Consider the following 19919-nt stretch of genomic DNA (forward strand, 5'->3'; position numbering starts at 1 on the left):
CTGTGGTCGCCATGACGCTCAATCAAAGGCTACGGACCGGAGGGTTTCGGCGCGGTTTCACGAACGCTCGTCTGCCAGCTTCTCCAAAAGCACGCCGGCGATCCTGGCAAGCGGTTCCCCGTTAATCATGCGGCGGTGGTCGGTCTCAATGGAGTGCGTCTCCATGCCCCGTACATAGGGCCGCCATGCTTCCGGGGCGGCTTGCGCCGAGAGCAGTTCCGGGCGTCCGAGCGTCGCGACGAAAAGCACTACATCTCCATCGAACCAGCCGGGAGTGTACGTGCGCAGAAGTCGCAGATTGTTCTCCTCGACCTTCCGGACGGCCGACAGCGTCTCCTTGAGCGCTGTGCCGCCGACGGGTTTCGTGGTGGCCGCCGGGGCGGCCTCGTCCACCACCTCACCGTCGATGAGCAGCACCGGCCGGTCTCCGGGGCGCATTCCGCCGAATCCCGCGAATTCGCCGTCGAGGGTCTCCTCGGCCTTTATCTCGCGGTTCGGATATCCGTCCAGAATGGCCAGCATGGCGACCGTGTCGCCCTCCCTCTGCAATCGTGCCGCGACCGCGTGCGCGAGCACTCCGCCCAAAGACCACCCGAGCAGGTGGTAGGGGCCGCTCGGCTGGACGGAGCGGATCTGGGCCGCGTAGTCGGCGGCCATTTCCTCGATGCTTTCCGGCAGGCGGCCGGACGCGGTGAGGCCGCGCGCCTGGAGGCCGTAGAGGGGGTATTCGGCCGGCAGATGGTTGACCAGGGCCGCGTAGTGCCAGCTGAGGCCGCCTCCGGAATGCAGACAGAACAGCGGTGCCCGGTCGCCCGTGGTGCGCAGCGGGAGGAGCATGTCGTAGTCGCCCGTGACCTCGGGGTCCGTGTCGAGCACCGCGGCGATGGCGGCGACCGTCGGCCCGGCGAACAGGTCCCGGATGCCGATCTCCGCGTCGAGCGCCGTGCGGATCCGCTCGATGAGCCGCATCGCCAGCAGCGAGTCGCCGCCCAGATCGAAGAACGAGTCCTCGGTGCCGACCCGGTGCACGCCCAGCACCTCGGCGAACAGCCCGCACAGGACTGCCTCCACGGGGAGGCGGGGATCCCGGCCGGTTCCGGTCCCGCCCGTGCCGGGGTCGGGCAGCGCGGCCCGGTCCAGCTTTCCGTTCGCGGTCACCGGCAGGCGCTCCAGCAGCACCACCGCGGCCGGGACCATGTAGTCGGGCAGCGTCCGCACGGCGTACGCGCGGAGCACCTCCGCCTCCAGAACCGGGTCGGCCGGGACGACGTAGGCGACCAGACGCCTGGTCCCCGTCGTGTCCTCGTGCACGACGACCGCGGCCTGGGCCACGCCCTCGTGGGCGGCCAGCACCGCCTCGACCTCGCCGGGCTCGATGCGGAAGCCGCGGATCTTCACCTGCTCGTCGGCGCGGCCCGCGAAGACCAGTTCTCCGGCGCGAGTCCAGCGTGCCAGGTCGCCGGTGCGGTACATGCGTTCGCCGGCAGCGGGGAACGGGCAGGCGATGAACCGCTCCGCGGTCAGAGCGGCCCGGCCCGCGTATCCACGCGCCAGACCCGCGCCGGCGATGTACAACTCTCCGATCGCTCCGGGCGGGAGCGGTCGCAGGAACTCGTCCAGGACGAAGGTCCGGCTGTTGTCCATCGGCCGGCCAATGGGCACGTTCGCCGGGATGGTATCGCCCGCGGTGTAGGCGAGCTGGGTGGTGAAGGCCGTGGTCTCGGTGGGCCCGTAGGTGGTACGGACGGTCAGCCCGGGCTGGGCCCGCAGCAGGGTCCGGATCGCCGCGGCGGGGACCACGTCACCGCCGGTCGACACCTCGCGCACCCCGGCGAAGATCTCGGGCGCCTCCTCGGCCAGCAGCCTGAACAGCCCCGCGGTGGCATGGACGTTCGTCACCCCGTGCGCGGCGATCATCGCACCGCGCTCGGCGACACCGGCGTCGCCGGAGGGCATGGCGACCAGCCGGCCGCCGTGCGCCAGCGTCACCCAGATCTCGTATGTGGAGGCGTCGAAGGCGTGGTTGGCGTGGACGAGGACGCGTTCGGTGACTTCCGGGCGCCAGCTGCGGTCCTCGGCGAAGCTCACCACGTTCCGGTGCGTCACGGCCACGCCCTTGGGGGTGCCGGTCGACCCGGAGGTGTACATCACATACGCCAGATGACCGGGGCGCAGGGGCGCCGTCCGATCACCGTCGCCGGGCGTGGTCGCCGGGCAGTGCGCCATCTCGACGACGGCCTCCTCCCACACCACCCGCTCGAACCCGTCGGGCACGGCGCGCCGCTCGGCCGCGGCGGCCAGCACCAGGGCCGGCCGCACGTCGGCCAGCATGAACCCGATGCGCTCGGCCGGGTAGGCCGGGTCGACGGGCACATAGACCGCACCCGCCTTCACCACGCCGAGCAGCACCACCAGCAGGTCGGCCGAGCGGTCCATGACCACCGCGACACGGTCGTCGGGTCCGATACCCCGGGCGATCAGCCAGTGCGCGACCCGATTGGCCAGCGCCTCTGTCTCCGCGTAGGTCAGGGTGATGTCATGGGCGGTGATCGCGATCGCGTCGGGGGCGCGGGCGACCTGACGCTCGAAAAGCTCCGGGAGGGTACCGACGGTCAGCGGCCGGGCGGTGTCGTTCCACTCCTCGACCACCGTCCGCCGCTCCGCGGAGGCGATGACATCGAGGTCACTGACGCGCACCCGCGGATCGGCGGCGATCTGCTCCAGCACCGCGACCAGCCGAACGGACAGGGACCGCGCCGTGCTCTCGTCGAACAGGTCGGCCGCGTACTGAAGGGTGCCCCCGATGCCGTCCGGCGCGCCCTTGTTGTCCCGGAATTCGCCGAGCGTGACCGAGAGGTCGAAGCGGGCCGTCACCTCGTGCTCCGCGGTCACCTGGGTCGCCTCCAGTCCGGGCAGCCGCCAGGCGGAGTGCCGGGCCGGGCCGCCCGAGTGCAGGGCCAGCATGATCTGGAAGAGCGGCTGCCGGGCGAGGGAGCGCACATGTCCGAGGTCGTCCACGAGCCGTTCGAACGGCAGGTCCTGGTGGGCGTACGCGGCCAGGTCGGTTTCGCGGACCCGGGCCAGCAGCTCCTCGAAAGTGGGGTCGCCGCCGACGTCGGTGCGCAGGACCAGGGTGTTGCTGAAGAATCCGGCCAGGTCCTCCACGGCGCTGTCCGTGCGGCCGGCGACCGCGGTGCCGATGGGGATGTCGGCGCCGGCGCCGAGTCTGGCCAGCAGCATCGCCAGCGCCGCCTGAACCACCATGAACAGGGTGGCCGAGCCGTGGCGCGCGGCCTCCGCCAGGGCGGCGTGGGCCGATGCGCCGAGCCGCAGCGGAACGTCTCCGCCACGGAAGGAGGCGACCGCCGGGCGGGGCCGGTCGGCCGGGAGCGTCAGCTCCTCGGGCAGTCCGGCCAGCGCCTGCCGCCAGTAGGCGAGCTGGTTGCTGATCAGGCTGTCGGAGTCGCGCAGGTCACCGAGCACTTCTCGCTGCCACAGCGCGTAGTCGGCGTACTGCACCGGCAGCGGCGCCCAGTCCGGCGCGACACCGGACTGCCGTGCCGTGTAGGACCGCTGGAGGTCCCGTTGCAGGACGCCCATCGACCAGCCGTCCACGGCGATGTGATGGGCCACGATCGCGAGGATGTGTTCGGTCGGCGAGATCGTCAGCAGCTCGGTCCGCAACGGGAGGTCGCGGGTCAGGTCGAAGCCCTTGCGGGCCCCTTCCGCGAGGACCGCGGGCAGTTCCCCGGCCGTGACGTTCCGCAGAGTGAGGGCGGGGCCCGCCGAGCGGACCTCCTGCCGTGGGATCCCGTCGACCGACGGGAAGACGGTGCGCAGCGTCTCGTGCCGGTCGGCCACATCGTGCAGCGCCGCTTCGAGAGCGGGGACGTCCAGTTCGCCGTCCAGACGCAGCGCCAGCGGCACGTTGTAGCCGGCGCCGGCCCCGGCCTCCTCCATCCGGTTCAGGATCCACATGCGCTGCTGCCCGTAGGACAGCGGCAGCATTTCGGGCCGCTCCCGCGCGACCAGCCCGGCCCGTGCCTCGCCCTGCCCGCTCTCGATCAGCCGGGCCAGACCGGAGACGGTGGGAGTGGCGAACACATCCCGGATGGTGAGGTCGGCGTCGAGGGTGGTGCGGATGCGGGCGATCAGGCGCATGGCGAGCAGGGAGTCGCCACTCAGGTCGAAGAACGAGCCGTCCGCGCTCACCTGATCCAGCCCCAGCACCTCGGCGAACAGCCCGCAGAGAGCCTCCTCCACCGGTGTCGCCGGGGCCCGGCCCGCCGTCTCCAACTCGGGTGCGGGCAGAGCGGCCCGGTCGAGCTTGCCATTGACCGTCACCGGCAAGGTGTCCAGCAGCAGGATCGCCGCGGGGACCATGTAATCGGGCAGCTTGCCCGCCACATACCCCCGCAGCGCCTCCGCGTCCACGCCGTCCTGAGCCGCGACGACATAGGCCACCAGCCGCTTGGCTCCGGGCTGATCCTCCCGCACGACGACGGCGACCTGACCGACACTCTCGTGCGCCGCCAGCACCGCCTCGATCTCACCCGGCTCGATCCGGAAACCACGGATCTTCACCTGATCATCCGCACGGCCCGCGAACACCAACTGACCGTCACCGGTCCACCGGGCCAGATCACCCGTGCGATACATCCGCTCACCGGATCCACCGAACGGCACCGCCACAAACCGCTCCGCCGTCAACCCCGCCCTGCCGTCATACCCCCGCGCCAACCCCACCCCCGCCACATACAACTCCCCCACAACCCCCGGCGCCACCGGACGCAAAAACCCATCCAGCACATACACCCGCGTATTGTCCATCGGCACACCGATCGGCAACACCGCGGGAACCCCACCCCCCGGCTCCACCACGAACGTCGTCGCGCACAACGTCACCTCCGTCGGCCCATACAAATGCCGCACCCGCAGCCCCGGCGACACCTCCACCACCCGCGCCACCGCACCCACCGGCACCACATCACCACCGGTCAGCACCTCCACCAACCCCGACAACGCCTCCGGCGACTCCTCCGCCAGCACACCGAACAACCCCGCCGTCACATGCACCACCGACACCCCCCGCTCACGCACCAGACCAGCCAGAGCAGGACCATCCACCACACCCGGCGCCGCCACCACCACCGCACCACCACGCACCAACGGCACCCACACCTCAAACGTCGACGCATCAAACGCATGCGGCGCATGCATCAACACCCGATCCCCCACACCCACCGACCAACCCCCATCCAGCACCAACCCCGCCACACCCCCATGCGTGGCCACAATCCCCTTCGGCTCACCCGTCGACCCCGACGTGAACATCACATACACCGCAGAACCCCCCGACACCCCCACCAACCCCACAGACGCAGAAGCACAAGACGCCACCTCCGCCACCACCACCGGGTCATCCCACACCACACACGACCCCTCCCACCCCGAAACCAACCCCACCAGATCCCGCGAACACAACACCACCTCCGGCGCCACACCCGCCAAAACCCGCCCCACCCGCTCCCCCGGATACGACGGATCCACCGGCACATACACCCCACCCGCCTTCACCACCCCCAACAACACAACCACCAACTCCGCAGACCGGTCCATCACCACCCCCACCCGGCTCTCCGGACCCACACCACGACCCACCAACCACCGAGCAACACGACCCGCCCGCGCATCCAGCTCCCCATACGTCAACGTCGCGTCAGGACCGGTCACCGCCATCGCATCCGGCGTCCGAGCCACCTGCGCCGCGAACAACTCCGGCAGCGTCATCTCCGGCACCGGCCGCGCCGTGGCGTTCCACCCCTCCACCACCGCGTGCGCCTCCCCATCGTCCAGCACATCCAGTCGACTCACCGTGAGCGACGGATCAGCGGCCACCTGCTCCAGCACCCGGACCACACGGTCGGCCAGCGCCTGGGCAGTGGAACGGTCGAACAGGTCGGTGGCGTACAGGAGATCGCCGACGATGCCGTCCGGGTCGCCGTGCGCGTCGCGGCGTTCGGCCATCGTCAGGGAGAGGTCGAAGCGGGCGCCGCTGCTGTCCCCGGCGGGCATCGGCCGGACGTCGAGCTCCGGCAGATCCCAGGAGCCTCCCTCCTGGGGGAGGTTCTGGAGGACCAGCATGATCTGGAACAGCGGGTGCCGGGACAGCGACCGCACCGGGTTGAGCTCATCCACGAGCCGCTCGAACGGCACGTCCTGGTGGGCGTAGGCCGCCAGGTCGGTCTCCCGCACCCGCGCCAGCAGCTCCGCGAACGTCGGATCGCCGCTCACATCGGTGCGCAGCACCAGGGTGTTGAGGAAGAACCCGGCGAGATCGTCGAGGGCGCTGTCCCCTCGGCCGGCGGTCGCGGTGCCCAGGGGAATGTCGGTGCCCGCGCCGAGCCGGGCCAGCAGCATCGCCAACGCCGCCTGCACCACCATGAACATGGTCGCCGACTCCCGCTGGGCGACGTCGGCCAGCCTCTGGTGGGAGGTGCGGTCGACCTCCATACGGACCGAGGCTCCCCGGTACGAGGCGACCGCGGGCCGGGTGCGGTCGGTGGGCAGGACCAGCTCCTGGGGTGCGTCCCCCAGGGCCTGGCGCCAATAGCCGACCTGGGCGCTGATCAGGCTGTCCGGGTCGTCCAGGTCACCCAGCACCTCCCGCTGCCACAGCGCGTAGTCCGCGTACTGCACCGGCAGCGGCGCCCAGTCCGGCTCCGTGCCCCGCAGCCTGGCCTCGAACGCGGTGCGCAGGTCCCGGGCGAGGACGCCCATGGACCAGCCGTCCACCGCGATGTGATGCGCCACCAGCATCAGCACGGACTCGCCGGCCGACACCACCAGCAACTCCGTCCGCCACGGCAGGTCACGCGTCAGGTCGAAGCTCCGGCGCGCGACGTCGGCCACGGCCGAGGTCAACTCGTCGCGGGTGACGTTCCGGACCTGCAGCGGGGCCCGCCCGGCGGCGCCGTGGAGGACCTGCTGCCGGGGCACGCCGTCGGTTTCGGGGAAGACGGTCCGCAGCGTCTCATGCCGGTCGGCGACATCGTGCAGTGCCGCCTGGAGCACGGCGGTGTCCAACGCGCCGGTGAGGTGCAGGGCCAGCGGCACGTTGTAACCCGCGCCGGCCCCGGCCTCCTCCATCCGGTTCAGCACCCACATGCGCTGCTGCCCGAAGGACAGCGGCAGCACCTCGGGCCGCTCCCGGACCACCACCCCGGCCCGGACCCGGCCGCCTCGGCCGCCCTCCACCAGACGGGCAAGGCCCTCGACCGTCGGCGTCGCGAACAGCTCCCTGATGCTGATCTCGGCATCCAGGGTGGAGCGGATGGCGGCGATCAGCCGCATCGCGAGCAGTGAGTCGCCGCCGAGCTCGAAGAACGAACCGTCGGCGCTCACCCGCTTCAGCCCCAGGACATCGGCGTACAGCCCGCAAAGCACCTCTTCCACCGGGGTGGCCGGCGCCCGGCCCGCATCTCCGCCGGAGCCGGGGGCGGGCAGCGCGGCCCGGTCCAGCTTGCCGTTGGCGGTCGTCGGAAGAGCGTCGAGCGTCACGACGGCGGCCGGGACCATGTAGTCCGGCAGGGTGCGCGCGGCGAACGCGCGCAGCGCCTCGCCGTCGATGCCTTCCCCTGTCAGGACGAGTGCCGGATTGCCCGCCGGGACGCCTGCCGGGACCACGTAGGCGACCAGGCGTTTCATGCCCGGCTGGTCCTCGCGGACGACGGCCGCGACCTGGGCGACGCCCTCGTGCGCCGCCAGCGCCGCCTCGATCTCTCCGAGCTCGATCCGGAACCCCCGCACCTTCACCTGGTCGTCCGCCCGGCCCGCGAACACCAGCTCGCCCCCGGCGATCCACCGGGCCAGATCCCCGGTGCGGTACATCCGTGCACCGGCCTCCGCATACGGGCAGGCGACAAACCGCTCCGCCGTCAGATCCGCACGCCCCGCATACCCGCGCGCCAGACCGGCCCCGGCCACATACAGCTCACCGGTGACTCCCGGCGCCACCGGGCGCAGTAACTCATCCAGGACGTACGTCCGCGTGTTCCACACCGGACCGCCGATCGGCACGGTCGTCCGCTCGGGCGCGTCGGTCAGCGCGGCGGACATCGTCGCGCAGATCGTCGTCTCGGTGGGCCCGTAGGCGTTGATCAGGTCCAGCCGGTGGGACCAGGCGGTCACCAGGGACGGCGGACACGCCTCGCCCGCGACGACGACCGTCCCGACGCAGTCGGGCAGACGCGTGGCGCCGGCCAGCACCGACGGAGGCAGGGTCACATGGGTGATCCCGTAGTCGCCGAGAAGGTCCTCCAGGGGCCCGTGCGGCGGCATCCGGTCGGCGGGCGGAGTGACGAGGGCCGCCCCGGAGGCCAATGCCATCACCAGTTCCCACACCGAGGCGTCGAAGCCGAGCGCCGCGAACTGGAGCACACGCGATCCGGGTCCCACCCCGAACCGTTCGATCTGGGCGCCCGACAGGCCGGCGAGCCCGGCATGGGTGACGACCACTCCCTTGGGGGTGCCGGTCGACCCGGAGGTGTAGATCACGTACGCGGGGTGGGCGGGACGCGGCACCACGGGCGGCGCGACGGCCGGGCACGCCGCGACCTCCGCCACCGTCGTGGGGTCGTCCCATACCACCCGCTCGACCCCGGCCGTGGCCGCGAGCAGAGCGGCGGTCCCGTCGGTGCACACCACGAGCGCGGGCGCCGCGTCGGCCAGGATGAACCCGATCCGCTCGGTGGGATAGTTCGGGTCGACCGGGATGTAGGCCGCTCCGGCCTTGGCGACGCCGAGCACCACCACGACCAGCTCGGCCGAGCGCTCCATCAGGAGGCCGATCCGGTCCTCGGGACCGATGCCCCGGCCGGTCAGCCACTGCGCCACCCGGTCGGACCGCTCGTCCAGCTCCGCGTACGTCAGCGTGACGTCGTCGCCGATCAGCGCCGGCGCGCCGGGCGTGTGTGCGGCCCGGGCGCGGAACAGGTCGGGCAGGGTCGCGGCGGCGACCGGCCGGGCGGAGTCCTGCCACGCTTCGAGTACGGTGTGCCGCTCGGTGTCGTCGAGTACGTCAACCTGGCTGATCCGCACGTCCGGGTGGGTCGCGACCTGTTCCAGCACCCGGGCCAGGCGGGCCGCCAGGGCCACGGCGGTCGGCTCGTCGAACAGGTCGGTGGAGTACTGCAGGCTGCCGACGATCCCCGCGGGGGCGCCCTGCCCGTCACGCTGTTCGGTGAGGTTGACCGACAGGTCGAAGCGGGCCGCCACATTCTCGTCGGCTGGCATCGGCTCGATGCTCAGGCCCGGGACGTCCCATGGACTCTGGGTGCGCGGCAGGTTCTGGAGAATCAGCATGATCTGGAACAGTGGGTGCCGGGACAGCGAGCGAGCCGGTTTCACCTCGTCCACCAGCAGCTCGAACGGCACGTCCTGATGGGCATACGCCGCCAGGTCCGTCTCCCGCACCCGCGCCAGCAGCTCAGCGAACGTCGGGTCGCCGCTCACATCGGTGCGCAGCACCAGGGTGTTGATGAAGAACCCGGCCAGGTCGTCGAGCGCGCTGTCCCCGCGGCCCGCGACGGCGGTGCCCAGGGGAATGTCGTTCCCCGCGCCGAGCCGGGCCAGCAGCACCCCCAGCGCGGCCTGAACCACCATGAAGAGCGTGGCCGAACCGCGCTCGGCGAGGTCCACCAGACCCGCGTGCGCTCCGGCGCCGACCTGGACCCGGACGGCCCGCCCCCGGAAGGAGCCGGCCGCAGGCCGCGCCCGGTCCACAGGAAGCGCCAGCTCCTCCGGCAGGTCCGCCAGGGCCTGCCGCCAGTAGCCGAGCTGCCCGCCGATCAGGCTGCCGGGATCGCCGGGATCGCCGAGCACATCGCGCTGCCACAGCGCGTAGTCGGCGTACTGGACAGGCAGCGGCGACCAGTCGGGGGCGCGGCCGGAGCACCGGGCCCGGTAGGCATCCCACAGATCACGGGAGAGGACGCCCATCGACCAGCCGTCCACAGCGATGTGGTGCGCCACCAGCACCAAGACGTGGTCGGTGGCGGACAGCCGCAACAGCTCGACACGCACAGGAAGTTCGGTGGTCAGATCGAAGCCCCGGCCGCCGGAGTCGGCGAGCAGCGCGGGAAGCTCGGCGGACGCCGCCTGGCGGACCCGCACGGACGGCGTGGCCTCGGGGCCGTGCAGAATCTGCTGCCGGGGCACACCGTCCGTCTCGGGGAAGACCGTGCGCAGCATCTCATGCCGGTCGGCGACGTCGCCGAGAGCCGCTTGGAAAGCCTCGACATCCAGGGCACCGGTCAGCCGCACGGACGTGGATACGTTGTAGGCGGCGCCCACGCCGGCTTCCTCGAGCCGGTTGAGGAACCACATGCGCTGCTGGCCGAACGACAGCGGCAGCACCTCGGGGCGCTCCGCCGCGACCAGAGCGGTCCGTACGTCGCCCTGCCCGCTCTCGACCAGCCTGGCCAGACCGGCCACCGTCGGCGCGCCGAACAGCTCCCGGATGTTGACTTCGGCGCTCAGCTCGGCGCGGATCCTGGCGATCAGGCGGATCGCGAGCAGGGAGTCTCCGCCGAGTTCGAAGAACGACTGCTCGGCCCCGACCCGGTCCAGGCCCAGCACCTCGGCGAACAAGCCGCACAGGGCTTCCTCCGCCGGGGTCTGCGGGCCTCGGCCGGTGCCGCCGGTGAACTCGGGCGCGGGCAGGGCCGCGCGATCCAGCTTGCCGTTGACGGTGACCGGCAGAGCGTCCAGAAGGAGGATGGCCGAGGGGACCATGTAATCGGGCACCTTGCCCGCCACATACCTCCCCAGCATCTCCGCGTCGAGGTCGTCACCGGCCGGGACCACATACCCCACCAGACGCTTGGCACCCGGCTGATCCTCCCGCACCACCACAGCGACCTGACCGACGCTCTCATGCGCCGCCAACACCGCCTCGACCTCACCCGGCTCGATCCGGAAACCACGGATCTTCACCTGATCATCCACACGCCCCGCGAACACCAACTGACCCTCGGCGCTCCACCGGACCAGGTCACCGGTGCGATACATCCGCTCACCCGACCCACCGAACGGCGCCGCCACAAAACGCTCCGCCGTCAGACCCGAGCGACCCGCGTACCCACGCGCCAGCCCCGCCCCGGCCACATACAACTCGCCTATGACGCCCGGCGCCACCGGACGCAGAAACTCATCCAGCACATACACCCGACTGTTGTCCATCGGATACCCGAGCGGCACACCATCCGGCACCAACTCCCCAGCCCTGAACGCCAACTGCGTCGTAAACGCCGTCGTCTCCGTCGGCCCGTACGTCGTACGAACCGTCACCTCCGGATACCTCTCCAACAGGGCCCGGATCGCGGAAGCGGACACCACATCCCCACCCGTGGACACCTCCCGCACCCCAGCAAAGATCTCCGGCGACTCCTCCGCCAACACCCGGAACAACCCCGCCGTCGCATGAACATTGGTCACACCATGCTCAGCAATCAAACGGCCACGCACCGCCGCATCCTTCTCACCCTGCGGCAACACCACCAGCCGCCCACCCCGCGCCAGCGTCACCCACAGCTCATACGTCGAGGCGTCAAACGCATGGTTGGCCTGCACCAGCACCCGCTCCACCACATCGTCACGCCAAACACGGTCCGCAACAAAAGCAGCGATGTTCCCGTGAGTGACCGCCACACCCTTCGGCACACCCGTCGAGCCGGAGGTGTACATCACATACGCCAGACTGTCCGGCGACACGATCACCCCCGGATCCACCGGCTCCGCCCCGAACATTTCCGCCACCGGCAACACCGACAGACCGTCCACCTCCCGGTCGGCTACCACCAGCGACACCCCGGCCTCCGCCACCACCGCCCGCAGCCGCTCCACCGGGTAGTCCGGGTCCAGCGGCACGTAGGCCGCGCCCGCCTTGACCACGCCCAGCAGAACAACGACCAACTCGGCCGAGCGGTCCATCACCACACCGACCCGGCTCTCCGGACCCACCCGCCGATCCATCAGCCGTCGCGCCACGCCGTCGGCCCGCGCGTCCAACTCGGCGTACGTCAGCGTCACCTCGGCCCCGGCCACCGCGACCGCATCCGGGGTACGGGCCACCTGCGCTGCGAACAGCTCAGGCAGAGTCCGGCCGGGCAGTGGCTGGACGGTGTCATTCCATAGCTCGGTCACCTGCCGCACCTCGGCGGGCTCCAGCACCTCGAGTCGGCTGACCGGCACCCCCGGATCAGCCGCCACCTGCCGCAGCACCCGCACCAGCCGGTCCGCGAGCGTTCGAGCCGTGGAGTCGTCGAACAGGTCGGTCGCGTACTGGATACCACCACCGAGACCGCCCGGCTCGCCCTGGTCGTCATGGAGTTCGTTGAGCCCGATGGACAGGTCGAAGCGGCTCACGACCGTCTCATCCGCCGGGATGGGCCGCACCAGGAGACCGGGCAACTGCCAGGTCGGCTCCGTGCGAGCTTCGTTCTGGACGGCCAGCATGACTTGGAAGAGCGGGTGCCGGGACAGGGAACGGGCGGGGTTGAGATCCTCCACCAGCCGTTCGAACGGCACGTCCTGGTGGGCGTAGGCCGCGAGGTCCGTGTCCCGGACCCGGGCCAGCAGCTCCTCGAACGTCGGATCCCCACTCGCGTCCGTGCGCAGCACCAGCGTGTTGATGAAGAATCCGGCCAGGTCCTCCAGGGCGCCGTCCGTGCGGCCGGCAACCGCCGCGCCGACGGGTATGTCGGTTCCCGCGCCGAGCCTGGCCAGCAGCATCGCGAGCCCCGCCTGCACCACCATGAACAGGGTCGCCGAGCCCTGACGAGCCGCTTCCAGCAGCGCGGCGTGCGTCTCCGGATCCACCTCCAGCGGCACCACGCCCCCCTCGAACGAGGCGACCGCCGTCCTGGTCCGGTCCACCGGAAGCGTCAGCTCCTCCGGCAGATCGTTCAATGCTTCGCGCCAATAGGTGAGTTGGGCGCTGATCACGCTGTCGGGGTCATCCAGGTCGCCCAGCACCTCCCGCTGCCACAGCGCGTAGTCGGCGTACTGCACCGGCAGCGGAGCCCAGTCGGGCTCCCTGCCGTGCAGCCGAGCCTCGAAGGCCGTGCGCAGATCGCGGGCCAGCACCCCCATGGACAGGCCATCGACGGCGATGTGATGGGCCACCAGCACGAGTACGGACTCAGTGACCGACACGGTGAGCAGATCCGTCCGCCACGGCAGGTCACGCGTCAGATCGAAGCGCCGGCGTGCCGCCTCGGCCACCGCCGTCGGCAGCTCCGTCGCCGATACCTCATGAATGTGGAGAGGGGCCCGGCCTGCGGTGGCATCGAGGACCTGCTGTCGGGGCACGCCGTCCGCCTCGGGGAAGACGGTGCGCAGCGTCTCGTGCCGGTCGGCCACATCGTGCAGCGCCGCTTCGAGCACGGCGGTGTCCAGGTCACCGACGAGGCGCAGCGCGAGGGCCACGTTGTAACCGGCGCCGGCGCCCACCTCCTCCATCCGGTTCAGGAACCACATGCGCTGCTGGCCGAAGGACAGCGGCAGCACCTCGGGCCGCTCCCGGACCACCACACCGCTCCGGGCCCGGCCGTTCCGGTCTCCGTCGACCAGGCGGGCGATACCCGCGACCGTGGGTGCGCCGAACAGTTCGGAGATGCCGATTTCCACGTCGAGGGTGGTGCGGATGCGGGCGATCAGGCGCATGGCGAGCAGGGAGTCGCCTCCCAGGTCGAAGAACGAGCCGTCCGCGCTCACCTGATCCAGCCCCAGCACCTCGGCGAACAGCCCGCAGAGAGCCTCCTCCACCGGTGTCGCCGGGGCCCGGCCCGCCGTCTCCAACTCGGGTGCGGGCAGAGCGGCCCGGTCGAGCTTGCCATTGACCGTCACCGGCAGAGTGTCCAGCAGCAGGATCGCCGCGGGGACCATGTAATCGGGCAGCTTGCCCGCCACATACCCCCGCAGCGCCTCCGCGTCCACGCCGTCCTGAGCCGCGACGACATAGGCCACCAGCCGCTTGGCTCCGGGCTGATCCTCCCGCACGACGACGGCGACCTGACCGACACTCTCGTGCGCCGCCAGCACCGCCTCGATCTCACCCGGCTCGATCCGGAAACCACGGATCTTCACCTGATCATCCGCACGGCCCGCGAACACCAACTGACCGTCACCGGTCCACCGGGCCAGATCACCCGTGCGATACATCCGCTCACCGGATCCACCGAACGGCACCGCCACAAACCGCTCCGCCGTCAACCCCGCCCTGCCGTCATACCCCCGCGCCAACCCCACCCCCGCCACATACAACTCCCCCACAACCCCCGGCGCCACCGGACGCAAAAACCCATCCAGCACATACACCCGCGTATTGTCCATCGGCACACCGATCGGCAACACCGCGGGAACCCCACCCCCCGGCTCCACCACGAACGTCGTCGCGCACAACGTCACCTCCGTCGGCCCATACAAATGCCGCACCCGCAGCCCCGGCGACACCTCCACCACCCGCGCCACCGCACCCACCGGCACCACATCACCACCGGTCAGCACCTCCACCAACCCCGACAACGCCTCCGGCGACTCCTCCGCCAGCACACCGAACAACCCCGCCGTCACATGCACCACCGACACCCCCCGCTCACGCACCAGACCAGCCAGAGCAGGACCATCCACCACACCCGGCGCCGCCACCACCACCGCACCACCACGCACCAACGGCACCCACACCTCAAACGTCGACGCATCAAACGCATGCGGCGCATGCATCAACACCCGATCCCCCACACCCACCGACCAACCCCCATCCAGCACCAACCCCGCCACACCCCCATGCGTGGCCACAATCCCCTTCGGCTCACCCGTCGACCCCGACGTGAACATCACATACACCGCAGAACCCCCCGACACCCCCACCAACCCCACAGACGCAGAAGCACAAGACGCCACCTCCGCCACCACCACCGGGTCATCCCACACCACACACGACCCCTCCCACCCCGAAACCAACCCCACCAGATCCCGCGAACACAACACCACCTCCGGCGCCACACCCGCCAAAACCCGCCCCACCCGCTCCCCCGGATACGACGGATCCACCGGCACATACACCCCACCCGCCTTCACCACCCCCAACAACACAACCACCAACTCCGCAGACCGGTCCATCACCACCCCCACCCGGCTCTCCGGACCCACACCACGACCCACCAACCACCGAGCAACACGACCCGCCCGCGCATCCAGCTCCCCATACGTCAACGTCGCGTCAGGACCGGTCACCGCCATCGCATCCGGCGTCCGAGCCACCTGCGCCGCGAACAACTCCGGCAGCGTCATCTCCGGCACCGGCCGCGCCGTGGCGTTCCACCCCTCCACCACCGCGTGCGCCTCCCCATCGTCCAGCACATCCAGTCGACTCACCGTGAGCGACGGATCAGCGGCCACCTGCTCCAGCACCCGGACCACACGGTCGGCCAGCGCCTGGGCAGTGGAACGGTCGAACAGGTCGGTGGCGTAGTGGAGTTCGCCGCCCATTCCGGCGGGGGCGCCCTCGTCGTCGCGCTGTTCAGCGAGGCTGATGCTCAGGTCGACGCGGGCCGCGACCGTGTCACCGGCCCCCATGGGTTCTACGCGCAGACCCGGCAGGTCCCACGGTGCGCTGGTCCGGGGGACGTTCTGAAGAACCAGCATGATCTGGAACAGCGGGTTGCGGGACAGCGACCGCACCGGGTTGAGGTCGTCCACCAGCCGCTCGAAGGGCACGTCCTGGTGGGTGTACGCGGCCAGGTCGGTATCACGCACGCGGGCCAGCAGCTCCGCGAACGTCGGATCGCCGCTCACATCGGTGCGCAACACCAGCGTGTTCACAAAGAACCCGGCCAGTTCCTCCAGGGCACTGTCACCGCGGCCGGCGACCGTGGTGCCGACGGGGATGTCGGTGCCCGCGCCGAGCCGGGCCAGCAGCATCGCCAACGCCGCCTGCACCACCATGAACATGGTCGCCGAGCCCTGCTGGGCGACGTGCACCAGCCGACCGTGCGTGTACGCGTCGAGCCGGACGGGGAGCGAGCCGCCCTGGAAGGAGGGCGTGGCGGGCCGCAGCCGGTCCGCCGGAAGCGTCAGTTCCTCGGGCAGGTCGGCCAGGGCCCGGCGCCAGTAGCCCAACTGGGCGCTGATCAGGCTGCCCGGGTCGTCCAGGTCGCCCAGCACCTCTCGCTGCCACAGCGCGTAGTCCGCGTACTGCACCGGCAGCGGCGCCCAGTCCACCGTGCTTCCCGAGTGCCGTGCCGCGTAGGCGGTCTGGAGGTCGCGGGTGAGGATGCCCATGGACCAGCCGTCCACCGCGATGTGGTGGGCAACCAGCAGTAGGACGTGCTCGGTGGGCGACACCGGGAGCAGGTCGATCCGCCACGGCAGGTCCCGCGCCAGGTCGAACCGCCGGGCGATGAGCTCTTCCACCGCCACGGGCAGCCCTTCGGTGGTGACGGCGCGCACCCGGACGGGCGGGTGGGCGTCGGCTCCGTGCCGGATGTGCTGCCGGGGGACGCCTTCGGTCTCCGAGTAGACGGTACGCAGCGACTCGTGCCGGTCGGCCACGTCCGCGAGGGCCGCTCGGAGCGCGGCCACGTCCAGGTCGCCGAGCAGCCTCAGCACGAGCGTCACGTTGTATCCGGCGCCCGAGCCCTGTTCCTCGAGCTGGTTGAGGAACCACATCCGCTGCTGACCGTACGACAGGGGCAGCAGGTCGGGGCGCTCGCGGGCGACGAGTCCGGCGCGGGCGACGGCGGCGCCGCCGTCGATGTGCCGGGACAGGGCCGCGACGGTCGGTGCACCGAACAGCTCGCGCACGGTGATCTCGGCGCTCAGCACCGCCCTGATCCGGGCGATCAGCCTCATCGCGAGCAGCGAGTCACCGCCCAGGTCGAAGAAGGAGTCCTCGGCACCGACCCAGTCGCGCCCCAGCACCTCGGCGAACAGCCCGCAGACCACCTCCTCCAGCGGGGTCGCGGGCCCGCGACCGACCGGGCCGCCGAGTTCGGGGGCGGGCAGGGCGGCGCGGTCCAGCTTGCCGTTCGCCGTCACCGGCAAGGCATCCAGCGGCACCGCGGCGGCGGGGACCATATAGTCGGGCAGCTGCTCCGCGACGTGAGCGAGCAGCGTATCCGGGTCGACGGCCGGGCCTTCGGCGACGACATAGGCGACCAAGCGCTTGGTCCCGGGCTGATCCTCCCGCACCACCACCGCGACCTGGCCGACGCTCTCATGCGCCGCCAGCACCGCCTCGACCTCACCCGGCTCGATCCGGAAACCACGGATCTTCACCTGATCATCCGCACGCCCCGCGAACACCAACTGACCCTCGGCGCTCCACCGGACCAGGTCACCGGTGCGGTACATCCGCTCACCCGACCCGCCGAACGGCGCCGCGACGAATCGCTCGGACGTCAGACCCGAGCGACCCGCGTACCCACGCGCCAGCCCCGCCCCGGCCACATACAACTCGCCTATGACGCCCGGCGCCACCGGACGCAGAAACTCATCCAGCACATACACCCGACTGTTGTCCATCGGATACCCGAGCGGCACACCATCCGGCACCAACTCCCCAGCCCTGAACGCCAACTGCGTCGTAAACGCCGTCGTCTCCGTCGGCCCGTACGTCGTACGAACCGTCACCTCCGGATACCTCTCCAACAGGGCCCGGATCGCGGACGCGGACACCACATCCCCACCCGTGGACACCTCCCGCACCCCAGCAAAGATCTCCGGCGACTCCTCCGCCAACACCCGGAACAACCCCGCCGTCGCATGAACATTGGTCACACCATGCTCAGCAATCAAACGACCACGCACCGCCGCATCCTTCTCACCCTGCGGCAACACCACCAGCCGCCCACCCCGCGCCAGCGTCACCCACAGCTCATACGTCGAGGCGTCAAACGCATGGTTGGCCTGCACCAGCACCCGCTCCACCACATCGTCACGCCAAACACGGTCCGCAACAAAAGCCGCAATGTTTTCATGGGTGACGGCGACACCCTTCGGCACACCCGTCGAGCCGGAGGTGTACATCACATACGCCAGACCGTCCGGCGACACAGCCACCTCAACCGGCCCATCCGCCCCCGCAACTTCATCAACCACCACCGGGTCATCCCACCGCACGGCCCCGGCCACCCGGCCCGCATACGCCCCGGTGGTCAGCACCAGCGAAGGCGCCGCATCGGACAGGATGAAACCAATCCGCTCAGCCGGATAGTCCGGATCCACCGGCACATAAGCCGCCCCCGCCCTGACCACACCCAACAAAACCACCACCAGCTCCGCCGAGCGATCCATCACCACACCCACCCGGTCCTCCGGACCCACCCCCCGATCCACCAGCCAACGCGCCACCCGCTCCGCCCGAGCATCCAACTCGGCATACGTCAACGTCACATCCGAAGCAGCCACCGCCACCGCATCCGGCGTACGCGCCACGCGCACCGCGAACAACTCCGGCAGCGTACGAACCGACAACGGCCTAGCGGTGTCATTCCACCCCTCCAGGACCGTGCTCCGCTCACCGGCGTCGAGCAGGTCGAGCCTACCCACCGGCAGCGCCGGGTCGGCGGCCGTCTGCTCCAGCAGCCGGACGAGCCGGTCCCCGAGAGCGCGAATGGTCGCCGCGTCGAACAGGTCGGAGTGGTAGTCGAAGCGCAGCTCGATCCGGTCGCCCGGGACGACGCCGAGGATCAGCGGGTAGTGGGCGGTGTCCGAGCTGGACGAACCGGTGATCCGCAGTCCATCCGCCGGAACCAGACCGCCCTCGGCGGGCATGGGATAGTTCTGGTAGACCACGAGGGAGTCGAAGCTCGCGCCGAATCCGGCCACCCGCTGGATCTCCGTGAGCCCGAGGTGCTGGTGGTCGAAGAGTTCGGCCTGCTGGACCTGGAGGTCCGTCAGCAGCTCGGCGACCGTGCGGTACGGGTCGAGACGCACCCGCACCGGCACCGTGTTGATGAACAGGCCGAGCATCCGCTCCACACCGGGGAGTTCGGCGGGCCGACCCGCCACGACGGCACCGAAGACCACATCGGTGCGACCGGTCAGCATGCCGATCAGCACGCCCCACACCCCTTGCACCACGGTGTTCAGCGTCAGCCCGTGGTCCCGGGCGACCTCGCGCAGCGCCCGCGTCAGTGCCGGGTCGACCGGCACCCTCGCGTGCTCGGGCAACGCGGGCTCCGCGCCCGGGTCGGCTCCTGGGTCGGCGGGGCGCACAAGGGTGGGCTCCCCGACCCCGGCCAGCGCCTTCCGCCAGGCGTCCCGGGCCGCGTCCCTGTCTTGGCGGCCCAGCCAGGCCAGGTACTCCCGGTACGGGGTCACCGGCGGCAGGGCCGACACGTCGCCGCGCGCCGTGTACAGGTCCGACAACTCGCCGAAGAGCACGGGCAGCGACCAGCCGTCCATCAGGATGTGGTGCATGGTCATGACCAGCTGGTAGCGGGTGTCGTCCGTCTTCAGCATCAGCAGCCGCAGCAGCGGCGGCACCGCCAGGTCGAACCGGCGCTCGTGTTCCTCTTCCTTCAGCCGTACGGCACGGGCCGCGGCCTCCTCGGCGGGCAGGCCGGACAGGTCGACTTCACGCCACGGCAGCGGCACGCCCGCGGTCACCACTTGGACGACCTGCTGCATCCCGGGGGGCTGCTGGAAGCTCGCGCGGAGGCTGGCGTGCCGGTCCAGCAGCGCCTGCCACGAGGCCCGCAGCACCGCGGTGTCCAAGGGCGCGGCCAGGTCGGTGACGAACTGCTCGACGTAGACATCACGGGCCTGCTCGTCGTACTGGGCGTGGAAGAGCAGCCCTTCCTGGAGCGGCGAGAGCGGCCACACATCTTCGATACGCACCTGAGTCACGGTGG

At 70.7% G+C, this 19919-nt stretch carries 1 protein-coding gene; it reads right to left on the reverse strand.

Features of this window, described 5'->3' with window-relative positions; genetic code table 11:
• Positions 1–57 precede the first annotated feature (57 nt).
• Complete coding sequence (locus HUT19_RS01195) at positions 58–19914, reverse strand: non-ribosomal peptide synthetase (RefSeq protein ID WP_217712224.1); 19857 nt, start codon at positions 19912–19914, stop codon at positions 58–60.
• Positions 19915–19919: the final 5 nt, after the last annotated feature.

Origin of the sequence: Streptomyces sp. NA02950, assembly GCF_013364155.1 — a bacterium.
Classification (GTDB): Bacteria; Actinomycetota; Actinomycetes; order Streptomycetales; family Streptomycetaceae; genus Streptomyces.